The 9,711-nt window shown below is 69.2% G+C and carries 13 protein-coding genes (1 of these 13 only partly in view); 8 read left to right on the plus strand and 5 right to left on the minus strand.

Annotated features, from left to right (window positions below; genetic code table 11):
* Nucleotides 1-143: 143 nt before the first annotated feature.
* On the minus strand, nt 144-878 hold the full coding sequence (locus tag HUT19_RS31420) for a transglycosylase SLT domain-containing protein (protein ID WP_176183692.1): 735 nt from the start codon (nt 876-878) through the stop codon (nt 144-146).
* Nucleotides 879-1,323: 445 nt separating this feature from the next.
* On the opposite strand from HUT19_RS31420, the gene HUT19_RS31425 reads away from it, so the two are divergent.
* The 3 genes from HUT19_RS31425 to HUT19_RS31435 all read left to right on the plus strand — a co-directional run bounded on the left by HUT19_RS31425 (nt 1,324) and on the right by HUT19_RS31435 (nt 3,583).
* Complete coding sequence (locus HUT19_RS31425; RefSeq protein ID WP_176183693.1) at nt 1,324-2,481, plus strand: GAF domain-containing sensor histidine kinase; 1,158 nt, start codon at nt 1,324-1,326, stop codon at nt 2,479-2,481.
* A complete protein-coding gene (locus tag HUT19_RS31430) occupies nt 2,474-3,124 on the plus strand; it encodes a response regulator transcription factor (RefSeq protein WP_176183694.1) in 651 nt (216 codons plus the stop codon). Before HUT19_RS31425 ends, HUT19_RS31430 begins: the two co-directional genes overlap by 8 nt.
* A 216-nt stretch (nt 3,125-3,340) precedes the next feature.
* Entirely contained in the window at nt 3,341-3,583 is a 243-nt protein-coding gene (locus HUT19_RS31435) for a chaplin (RefSeq protein ID WP_176183695.1), read from the plus strand.
* Between the two features lie 104 nt (nt 3,584-3,687).
* Here HUT19_RS31435 and HUT19_RS31440 read toward each other — a convergent pair whose 3' ends face one another.
* Nucleotides 3,688-4,491, minus strand: coding sequence for a hypothetical protein (locus HUT19_RS31440; protein ID WP_176183696.1), 804 nt, complete (start codon nt 4,489-4,491; stop codon nt 3,688-3,690).
* Nucleotides 4,492-4,599: 108 nt separating this feature from the next.
* On the opposite strand from HUT19_RS31440, the gene HUT19_RS31445 reads away from it, so the two are divergent.
* From HUT19_RS31445 to HUT19_RS31455, 3 genes are all read left to right on the plus strand, one after another.
* Nucleotides 4,600-5,391: an ABC transporter ATP-binding protein gene (locus HUT19_RS31445; protein ID WP_176183697.1), complete on the plus strand. Its 792-nt coding sequence runs from the start codon at nt 4,600-4,602 to the stop codon at nt 5,389-5,391.
* Between the two features lie 81 nt (nt 5,392-5,472).
* Nucleotides 5,473-5,898, plus strand: a complete 426-nt coding sequence (locus HUT19_RS31450) for an NfeD family protein (RefSeq protein WP_176183698.1) — start codon at nt 5,473-5,475, stop codon at nt 5,896-5,898.
* Nucleotides 5,899-6,050: 152 nt separating this feature from the next.
* Nucleotides 6,051-7,010 carry an SPFH domain-containing protein gene (locus HUT19_RS31455; protein ID WP_176183699.1) on the plus strand — a complete coding sequence of 320 codons (960 nt, stop codon included), beginning with the start codon at nt 6,051-6,053 and terminating at the stop codon, nt 7,008-7,010.
* Between the two features lie 113 nt (nt 7,011-7,123).
* On the opposite strand, the gene HUT19_RS31460 is transcribed toward HUT19_RS31455, so the two are convergent.
* Together HUT19_RS31460 and HUT19_RS31465 are read right to left on the minus strand one after the other, a co-directional pair.
* Complete coding sequence (locus HUT19_RS31460) at nt 7,124-7,627, minus strand: HNH endonuclease (protein ID WP_176183700.1); 504 nt, start codon at nt 7,625-7,627, stop codon at nt 7,124-7,126.
* A 105-nt stretch (nt 7,628-7,732) separates the two neighbouring features.
* Nucleotides 7,733-8,272: a YbhB/YbcL family Raf kinase inhibitor-like protein gene (locus HUT19_RS31465; RefSeq protein WP_176183701.1), complete on the minus strand. Its 540-nt coding sequence runs from the start codon at nt 8,270-8,272 to the stop codon at nt 7,733-7,735.
* Between the two features lie 84 nt (nt 8,273-8,356).
* On the opposite strand from HUT19_RS31465, the gene HUT19_RS31470 reads away from it, so the two are divergent.
* Entirely contained in the window at nt 8,357-8,674 is a 318-nt protein-coding gene (locus HUT19_RS31470; protein ID WP_254885878.1) for a barstar family protein, read from the plus strand.
* Between the two features lie 66 nt (nt 8,675-8,740).
* Here HUT19_RS31470 and HUT19_RS31475 read toward each other — a convergent pair whose 3' ends face one another.
* Nucleotides 8,741-9,523, minus strand: a complete 783-nt coding sequence (locus HUT19_RS31475; protein WP_176183703.1) for a sporulation protein — start codon at nt 9,521-9,523, stop codon at nt 8,741-8,743.
* Between the two features lie 168 nt (nt 9,524-9,691).
* On the opposite strand from HUT19_RS31475, the gene HUT19_RS31480 reads away from it, so the two are divergent.
* A protein-coding gene (locus HUT19_RS31480; protein WP_176183704.1) for a DNA-3-methyladenine glycosylase crosses the window boundary here: on the plus strand, nt 9,692-9,711 show its start. The gene runs 643 nt beyond the window's last position; only the first 20 of its 663 coding nucleotides appear in the window; the start codon lies at nt 9,692-9,694; its stop codon lies off the right edge, out of view.

Genomic DNA, 9,711 nt, shown 5'->3' on the forward strand with positions numbered 1-9,711 from the left:
CGACGGCCCGGCGACCGCGCCCGGACATGTCCGAAGGGCGGCGGTACCCCTCGCACACAGGGGGTGCCGCCGCCCTTCGGCGTTCATGCGCCCGGGCGTCATGAGTCAGGCGTCACGCGCCGGGCTCGGTACGCGCCGTCGGCTCAGTACGGGCCGTTGACGTTGTCCATGGAGCCGTACCGGTCGGCCGCGTAGTTGCACGCGGCGGTGATGTTCGCGATCGGGTCGTAGACGTCCCAGGAGGTGCCTTCCACGTGGTACGCCTTGAAGGTCGGGGCTATCACCTGGAGCAGGCCCTTGGAGGGCACGCCGTTCTGGGCGTTGATGTCCCAGTTGTTGATGGCGCGCGGGTCACCACCGGACTCACGGATGATGTTGCGGTGGATGCCCTCGTAGGTGCCGGGGATGCCCTTCTCCTTCATGATGTCGAGGGACTCCCGGATCCACCCGTCGAGGTTGTTCGGGTAGTCCTTCTTCGCCTTGGCCTCGGCGACCGGCTGGGCGCGCCCGGCGGAACGGCTCGCGGCCTCCTTGGCCTCGCGCTCCTTGGCGGCCTTGGCCTCGGCGGCCTTCTTCGCGGCAGCCTCTTCCGCGGCCTTCTTCTCAGCAGCCTCTTCGGCCTTCTTCTTGGCGGCAGCGTCCTTGGCCTGCTTGCTCGCGAGGGCGGACTGCTTCTCGAGGGTGTCCTGCTGGGCCTTGTGCGAGTTCCAGGAGACCGACTTGGCCGGCAGGTCCTGGGCGGTCGTCGTGGCGTCGGCGTCGCCACCGGGGACCACGGTGAAGGCGAGCGCTGCGGCACCCGCGGCGGCAATACCGGCGGCGGAGTACTTGTGCGTCTTGGTCAGTCGGTTGTAGCCGGGGATGCTGGGGAGGGGCATGGCGGAGTAGACCTCTTCCAATCGCTTTGTGTCGCAGGCCGAATCGGCGCCTGGTGCGCCGTTTCTCGATCTACGGCGCCGCGCGACTGGGAAATTCTTAGCGGTCGCAAAAACTTGTGGCAAAGGTGTGACATACGATGCTGCTTAGTGGATACGTAGACCCTCCCTGTCCGGGCGAGCGGCCGTAGTCCCCGCTCACGCCGCCTTAAAACATCCACTAACGTCGTTCGTAAGTGATATAGGTCCTGTGTCCGGGCTCACATTGCGGACCCTCTCATATGGCGCGGTGTGCCCGCGCAAATGCACAGGGTGTTCGCTTTTTCGGCCCCATATTTCAGCCCCTTCGGCGGCTTCCCGTGCGCCGTTCGCCCTAGGGCCGAGGTCGTAATCGATGGCCTCCTGGCGGCCGATACGACCCTCGGCGGGCCGCCGGTACGGTGAGCCCATGACCGATGGAGCGGGCGGGGGAGCCGGGGCGGGGCTGGCGCGTGTCAGCGGCGCGCTGCTCGCCATGAGCAGGCACCTGGAAGTCCGAGATGTCCTAAAGACGATCGTTGTGTCCGCGCGTGAGCTGCTCAATGCGGAGTACTCGGCACTGGGGGTTCCGGACGACCATGGGGGTTTTGCCCAGTTCGTAGTAGATGGGGTCAGTGAAGAGCAGTGGAAGGCGATCGGACCACTGCCGCGCCAGCACGGGATCCTCGCCGCGATGCTGAAGGATGCCACCCCGCAGCGCTTGGCCGATGTGCGCCAGGATCCGCGTTTTGAGGGCTGGCCTAGTGCGCATCCGGACATGTCAGACTTTATTGGACTCCCTATTGCGGATGGGGACGACGTTCTCGGCGCTCTCTTCCTCGCGAACAAGCGCTGCCCCAAACCGGAGGGCAGCTGCGGCTTCACCGGCGATGACGAGGAACTGCTCGGCATCCTGGCCCAGCACGCCGCCATCGCCCTCACCAACGCACGCCTCTACGAGCGCAGCCGCGAGCTGACCATCGCCGGGGAGCGCGCCAGGCTCGCCCATGAGCTGCACGACGCGGTCTCCCAGAAGCTCTTCTCGCTCCGGCTGACCGCCCAGGCCGCCACGGCCCTGGTCGACCGGGACCCGGTCCGCGCCAAGGAGGAGCTCCACCAGATCACCCTGCTGGCCGCGGAGGCCGCCGACGAGCTGCGCTCCGCCGTCGTGGAGCTGCGTCCCGCCGGTCTCGACGAGGACGGCCTGGTGGCCACCCTCCGTACCCAGGTGCAGGTGCTGGACCGCGCCCACTCCGCCCGTGTCACCTTCTCCTCACGGGGAGTGCGGGCGCTTCCGGCGGCCCAGGAGGAGGCGCTGCTGCGGGTGGCCCAGGAGGCCCTGCACAACGCGCTGCGCCACGCCGACGCCCAGAACGTCGGAGTCTCGCTCACCCGGCACGGCCAGGGCGCCCGGCTGCGGGTGAGTGACGACGGCAATGGATTCGACCCCTGGGCCGTCCGCCGCGCCGGACGCCACCTCGGCCTGGTGTCGATGCGCGACCGCGCCGGCGGGGTCGGTGGGGCCATGACGGTGGACTCGGCGCCCGGCAAGGGCACCGTGATCGAGATGGAGGTGCCCGGTGGCTGAGCCGGCACGCACGATTCGGGTGCTGCTCGTCGACGACCACCAGGTCGTGCGGCGCGGCCTGCGCACCTTCCTCGAGGTGCAGGACGACATCGATGTGGTGGGTGAGGCGTCCAACGGGGAGGAGGGCATCGCCCGCGCCGAGGAGCTGCGCCCCGACGTCGTCCTCATGGACGTGAAGATGCCCGGCACCGACGGTGTCCAGGCCCTGCGCACCCTGCGTGACCTCGGCAACCCGGCCCGGGTGCTGGTCGTCACCAGCTTCACCGAGAAGCGCACCGTGGTGCCCGCCCTGCGCGCGGGAGCCGCGGGCTACGTCTACAAGGACGTGGACCCCGAGGCGCTCGCGGGCGCCATCCGATCGGTGCACGCCGGGCATGTGCTGCTCCAGCCCGAGGTGGCGCTCGCGCTGCTCTCCCAGGAGGAGTCCGGCGGCGGTCAGGGACGCGGCGGCACGCTCACCGAGCGGGAGCGCGAAGTGCTCGCGCTGATCGCGGACGGCCGGTCCAACCGGGAGATCGCTCGTGCGCTCGTCCTGTCCGAGAAAACCGTCAAGACGCATGTCTCCAACATCCTGATGAAACTGGACCTCGCCGACCGCACCCAGGCCGCGCTGTGGGCAGTCCGGCACGGGATCGAAGCGTGAACAGATCACTTCTGTCTGAACTCGAGCTATTGGCTTACGAATTCATATCGCTCCTGGCCTGATCTGACGCTGATACAGGAATGCCGTCGTTTGGTGCGGGATTCATACCGTCGTGTGTATGTCACCCGAACAGCGCAACTTGATCGTCCGCGAAACGTTCTCCACGGCGTACTGCGGAGTTCCACCGCAGTGACGCGCTATGGAGGGTTTTACACAGTGAAGAACATCAAGAAGCTCGCGGCCATCACCATCGCTGCCGGCGGTCTCGCCATGGCCGGTGCCGGTGTGGCCTCCGCCGACACCCCCCAGGCCAACGGCGGAGCTACGATGTCCCCCGGAGCTGTCTCCGGCAACAACGTTCAGGTTCCGGTCAAGGTGCCGGTGAACGCCTGCGGCAACACCGTCACCGTCATCGGGGGGCTGAACATGACCTCGCCGACCCCCTGCGCCAACAGCTGAGCGCGGTGCGCCGCGCATTCATGTGACGCAGCACACGACCGGCCCCGGAGGCGATGCCTCCGGGGCCGGTCCCTTCGCTGACCGTCCCGAACCGACCGGGACGGTCAGGAACCGCCCCGCTCCCGCTCCTCCACATACGCGTTGTACGCGGCCACCTGCGCCCGCCGCGCGGTGCGCTCCACCGGCCGCAGCGCCTCGGTCCGCGCCGCCATCTCCGACGCGCTCACCGCCCCGCCGTGCTCCTGGCCGTCCCCGCCCGCCGTATACGCGATGCCGATCAGCGCTCCCACCCGCTGCGCCAGCTCCAGCACCCGGATCGCCCTCGGCGGATAGCCCGGCGCCAGCACCTCCCGCCCCCGCTCGGCCCGCGCCCGGTACGCCTCCAGCGCCGCCTGGGCGACCGGACCCGCCCCGGCCACATTCAGCCGCGACAGCACCTCGGTGGCCTCCCGCAGGGCCTCGGCCAGCTCCCGCTCGGCCTCGCCCAGCGACGGCACGTCCGCGGGCGGCGCCTCGCGCACCGGCAGACAGCGCCATACCACCTCGACATGCTGGTCACCCTCGGGACCGACCGCGGCCACCTCGGGCACCAGGCCGAGCGCCACCCCGGTGGCGACCACCGCCTCACCCGCGTCGAGCGCCTGGGCGTTGAACTCCGGCGGACCGCTCAGCCCCAGCGGATGCCCGGCTATCGGCAGCGCCACCCGCAGCCCCTTCGCCCCCAGCGCCCGCAGCCGCCCCAGCGCCAGTGTGAGACCGACCGCACCGGACTCATCGGGAAGTCCGGCGACTCGGTGCGACGCGTCCTCACCCGCGATCCGGTGCGCGGCCTCATCCGGCGAGACAAGTCCGGCAAGAAGGGCATTTCCCCAAGCCGCGAGGCGCCCTGAACGTGGTTCATCGAGCATGGCACCAGCCTAAGGACTGGTACCGACAACGGGTGGCGTAGGTTTTCCCTGGGGGCTGCGCCCACAGGCGCACGCGACACTCGAGATGCAATGGGAGACAACGCGCTCATGAGCGATGTTCTGGAGCTGGTGGACGTATCCGTGGTCCGCGACGGTCGGGCTCTGGTGGACGAGGTCTCCTGGTCGATCAAAGAGGGCGAGCGCTGGGTGATCCTCGGCCCCAACGGCGCCGGCAAGACCACCCTCCTCAATCTCGCCTCCAGCTACCTCTACCCGAGCTCGGGCACCGCCACGATCCTCGGCGAGCGCCTCGGCGGCGTCGACGTCTTCGAACTGCGCCCGCGCATCGGCATGGCGGGCATCGCCATGGCCGAGAAGCTGCCGCGCAAGCAGACCGTCCTGGAGACCGTCCTCACCGCCGCGTACGGCATGACCGCCCACTGGCACGAGGACTACGACGCCATCGACGAGAGCCGCGCCCGCGCCTTCCTCGACCGCCTCGGAATGACCGAGTACCTCGACCGGAAGTTCGGCACCCTCTCCGAGGGCGAGCGCAAGCGCACCCTCATCGCCCGCGCCATGATGACCGACCCCGAACTGCTGCTGCTCGACGAGCCCGCGGCCGGTCTCGACCTCGGCGGTCGCGAGGACCTCGTCCGCCGCCTCGGCCGCCTCGCCCGCGACCCGTACGCCCCCTCCATGATCATGGTCACCCACCATGTCGAGGAGATCCCCCCGGGCTTCACCCACGTCCTGATGATCCGCCAGGGCAAGGTGCTGACCGCGGGCCCCGTCGAGACCGAGCTGACCTCCCGCAACCTCTCGCGCTGCTTCGGCCTCCCGCTGGTCGTGGAGACCAACGGCGGCCGCTGGACCGCGCAGGGCCTTCCGCTGGCCTGATCTTCGCCCCCGCGCCGGGAGTGCCTCCGGCAATTGATCTGTGCCCTGTCCCCGGCGGACCCCGGCAACTACCATGAACACGTGGATCCGTGGGTGTGGTGGCTGATCGCCGCCGTAGGTCTGGGCATTCCGCTCGTGCTGACCGCGATGCCCGAGTTCGGGATGGTCGCCGTCGGCGCGGTCGCCGGTGCCATCACCGACGCGCTCGGCGGTGGCCTGGTGCTCCAGGTCGTCGTCTTCTGCGCGGTCTCGGTCGCACTGGTCGCCGTAGTACGGCCGATGGCGGTCCGCAGTCGCCGTCAACAGCCCGGACTGCGCAGCGGTGTCGACGCGCTGAGGGGCCGTCAGGCGGTGGTCCTGGAGCGGGTCGACAGCAGCGGCGACGGCCGGATCAAGCTGGCCGGTGAGATCTGGTCGGCCCGTTCGCTCGATCCCGACCAGGCGTACGAACCCGGCCAGCAGGTCGATGTGGTGGAGATCGACGGCGCGACGGCCGTCGTCATGTAGACGACGTATCCACCGGGTCCCGCCAAGAGCTGAGCACCACCCGGTTGAGCTGCGGACTCGACCACCGATCTGACAGACTCCACCCTCGAGAACCACCAGACCTGATCATCCCGACCATCCAGAGTCACGCATGAAGGGCACGGGGAGCCGCTGTGGAACCGATCATCATCGTCCTGATCATCCTGGTGGTGCTCGTCTTCATCGCACTGATCAAGACGATCCAGGTCATCCCGCAGGCCAGTGCCGCCATCGTCGAGCGCTTCGGGCGCTACACCCGCACCCTCAACGCGGGCCTCAACATCGTCGTCCCGTTCATCGACTCCATCCGCAACCGGGTCGATCTGCGGGAACAGGTCGTGCCGTTCCCCCCGCAACCGGTGATCACCCAGGACAACCTGGTCGTGAACATCGACACCGTCATCTACTACCAGGTGACCGACGCCCGCGCCGCCACCTACGAAGTCGCCAGCTACATCCAGGCGATCGAGCAGCTGACCGTCACCACACTGCGGAACATCATCGGTGGCATGGACCTCGAGCGCACCCTGACCTCCCGTGAGGAGATCAACGCGGCACTGCGCGGCGTCCTCGACGAGGCCACCGGCAAGTGGGGCATCCGCGTCAACCGCGTCGAGCTCAAGGCGATCGAGCCGCCGACCTCCATCCAGGACTCGATGGAGAAGCAGATGCGCGCCGACCGTGACAAGCGTGCCGCGATCCTCCAGGCCGAAGGTGTCCGGCAGTCCGAGATCCTGCGCGCCGAAGGCGAGAAGCAGTCCTCCATCCTCCGCGCCGAAGGTGAGGCCAAGGCCGCCGCACTGCGCGCCGAGGGCGAGGCCCAGGCGATCCGTACGGTCTTCGAGTCCATCCACGCCGGAGACCCGGACCAGAAGCTGCTCTCCTACCAGTACCTCCAGATGCTGCCGAAGATCGCCGAGGGCGACGCCAACAAGCTCTGGATCGTGCCCAGCGAGATCGGCGACGCCCTCAAGGGCCTCGGCGGTGCCATCGGCAACTTCGGCCCGATGACCGGCGGCGGCAACGGGGGCGGCGCCCCCGCCGCCACCGGCAAGGAGCCCGCCCCGCGTCGCGAACAGCCCACGATCGAGTGAGGCGTCCGCACCAACTCAGCTGCCCGGCCGGACGATTGACGCCCCGGCAGCGACGGTGAGCCCACGGCCGCGGGACACACGCCCCTGATCGCACCGCGAACCCACCGGTGCGATCAGGCGGGCAGCGCCAGCCACTCCGGCAGCCCGTCCCGCTCCGCCGCCCCCAGCGCCAGCAGCAGCGCATCCGAAGGCGTCGGCTCGAACGGCGTCGTGAGCAGCCGCATCCCCGCCTGCTCCGGAGTCCGGTCCGCCTTGCGGTGATTGTCCTCGGCACACGAGGCCACCGTATTCAGCCAGGTGTCCCCGCCCCCGCGCGACCGCGGCAGCACATGGTCCACGGTCGTCGCCCGGCGGCCGCAGTACGCGCACCGGTGCTGGTCCCGGACCAGCACCCCGCGCCGCGACCACGGAGCACGTCTTCGGAACGGCACCCGTACGTAACGGCAGAGCCGGATCACCCGTGGCACCGGAAGGTCGACATCAGCGGCCCTGATCCGGAGCCCGGGATGGGCGTGTTCGACGACGGCCTTGTCCTGGAGCACCAGCACCACGGCACGCCGCAGCGTCACCGTCGCCAGCGGCTCGAAGCTCGCGTTCAGAACCAGCGTCTCGCGCATCCCGACTACCCCCGCATCCCGGTGTCCCGGCCCGCCGCCGACACGGGCGGGCCGGGATCAACTCTGGCCGGGAGCACGGCCGAGGACAACGCAATTTCGCCGCGTCTAGCCCGCGGCCGGCACCTCGTACTCACCGATCAGCTGAGCACGCCCCAGGGTGTGGAAGCGCAGGTTGAAGCCGACCACCGCGGGCGACACCTCGGCGTCCGGGCCCAGCTTCTCGCTGTCCACCGCGTAGACCGTGAACACATAGCGGTGCGGACCGTCCCCGGGCGGCGGCGCGGCCCCACCGAAGTCCCGGGTGCCGTAGTCGTTGCGCACATGCACCGCACCCGCGGGCAGCCCCGGAAAGCCACCGTTGCCCGCGCCGGCCGGCAGCTCGGTGACGTTCGCCGGAATGTCGAAGAGCACCCAGTGCCAGAACCCGCTGCCCGTGGGCGCGTCCGGGTCGAAGCACGTGACGGCGAAGCTCTTCGTCCCCTCCGGGAACCCCTCCCAGCGAAGGTGCGGAGAAGTGTTCCCCTCCGCCGCCAGCTGAGCCGGCTTCAGGGTGCCCTGGGGCTCCACATCGTCACTCACCACCGTGAACGACGGCACCTGCGGATGGAAGTCATGGGGGAGCGGGCGCCGCTTCTGCTCGGACACGTCGAAACCTCCTGATGGTCGCTGGATCAGCTGCGCGGCCAGCCTAACGAGACCGACGCCCGCGAGGCTGGCACCATGGCGGCCATGACCGGCCCGACCCCCGCCCTCTCCCTCGACCTCGACGGTGTGTCCGACAAGGACGGCCTTCTCTCCCGCTGCGCCCATGACCTGCGGTTCCCCGACTGGTTCGGGCACAACTGGGACGCGCTCGCCGACTGCCTCACCGATCTGTCCTGGTGGGGCGAGGCCGGTGGCTATCTGCTGCACGTCCGGGGCTGGACGGCCTTCCGTGACGCGGCCCCCGAGGCCGCCGCCATCGCCTCCGACATCCTGGCCGACACAGTGGCGTACTGGGCCTCCCGCGGCAAGCCGCTGACCGTGCACTGCACCGACGCCATTTGAAACGCGCGGGGCGCGCACCGAACCGCGTTCGGCGCACGCCCCGTACAGAGGGAACGATCCGGTGGATCAGAACCAGCTGCGCTTGCCACCGACCTCGGCGAGCCACTGGTTCAAGTAGGCGGCCCAGTCGGTCTCCTGGAAGGACGACAGGTTCACCGTGAAGGACCGGTAGGAGTCGCTGCCCTCGGTGAACAGCCCCGGCTTCTTGTCCATCTCCAGCACGACGTCCATCTCGCGGTCGTCCGCGACGAAGGACAGCTCCACCTGGTTCAGGCCCCGGTACTGCTCCGGCGCATAGAACTCGATCTCCTGGTAGAACGGCAGCCGCTGACGGGTCCCACGGATGTGACCGCGCTCCAGGTCGGCGCTCTTGAACCGGAAGCCGAGGGCGCCGAACGCGTCCAGGATCGCCTGCTGGGCCGGGAGCGGATGCACATTGACCGGGTCCAGGTCACCGGAGTCCACCGCACGCGCGATCTGCAGCTCGGTGGTCACACCCACGTTCATCCCGGACAGATGACGGCCCAGGAACGTGGTCACCGGGGTCTCCCACGGGATCTCCAGGCCGAACTGCACCGCGTGCACGGCGCCCGCCTGGACCTCGAACGCCCCGCCCAGCTGCTGCCGGGTGAACTCGATGTCCTGCTTGTACTCCTGGTCGTTGCCCTCCACCTCGACCCGCGCCTGCAAGCCGACGGAGAGCCCCTCGATCTGCTGCGCGACCGAGCCGCCCTGGATCCGGACCTCGCCCTGCACGATGCCGCCCGGAACGACGTTCTCCTCGGTCAGCACCGTCTCCACCGACGCGCCCCCGGCACCCAGACTCGCGAGCAGCTTCTTGAAGCCCATGTTCTCCCTCTCAAGGACGCCTCACCGCGCCCTCACTCGATCGCAATCGATCCTGTTGAACCCTAGAAACGCGAAACAGCCAACGGCGGTTCCACCGCACCTACCCTCGCAGCGGACCGGTCCGGCTCCAACCACCGGCACATATCTGTTCCACTACGCTCGGGGCGCGTGACAGCAGGACCTGACCG

It is taken from the genome of Streptomyces sp. NA02950 (genome assembly GCF_013364155.1).
Lineage (GTDB): Bacteria > Actinomycetota > Actinomycetes > Streptomycetales > Streptomycetaceae > Streptomyces.

Bases quoted from the DNA above. Each gene is read 5' to 3' on its own strand.
- HUT19_RS31420 (WP_176183692.1), bottom strand. From the start codon at position 878: ATGCCCCTCCCCAGCATCCCCGGCTACAACCGACTGACCAAGACGCAC.
- HUT19_RS31425 (WP_176183693.1), top strand. From the start codon at position 1,324: ATGACCGATGGAGCGGGCGGGGGAGCCGGGGCGGGGCTGGCGCGTGTC.
- HUT19_RS31440 (WP_176183696.1), bottom strand. From the start codon at position 4,491: ATGCTCGATGAACCACGTTCAGGGCGCCTCGCGGCTTGGGGAAATGCC.
- HUT19_RS31445 (WP_176183697.1), top strand. From the start codon at position 4,600: ATGAGCGATGTTCTGGAGCTGGTGGACGTATCCGTGGTCCGCGACGGT.
- HUT19_RS31460 (WP_176183700.1), bottom strand. From the start codon at position 7,627: ATGCGCGAGACGCTGGTTCTGAACGCGAGCTTCGAGCCGCTGGCGACG.
- HUT19_RS31470 (WP_254885878.1), top strand. From the start codon at position 8,357: ATGACCGGCCCGACCCCCGCCCTCTCCCTCGACCTCGACGGTGTGTCC.
- HUT19_RS31475 (WP_176183703.1), bottom strand. From the start codon at position 9,523: ATGGGCTTCAAGAAGCTGCTCGCGAGTCTGGGTGCCGGGGGCGCGTCG.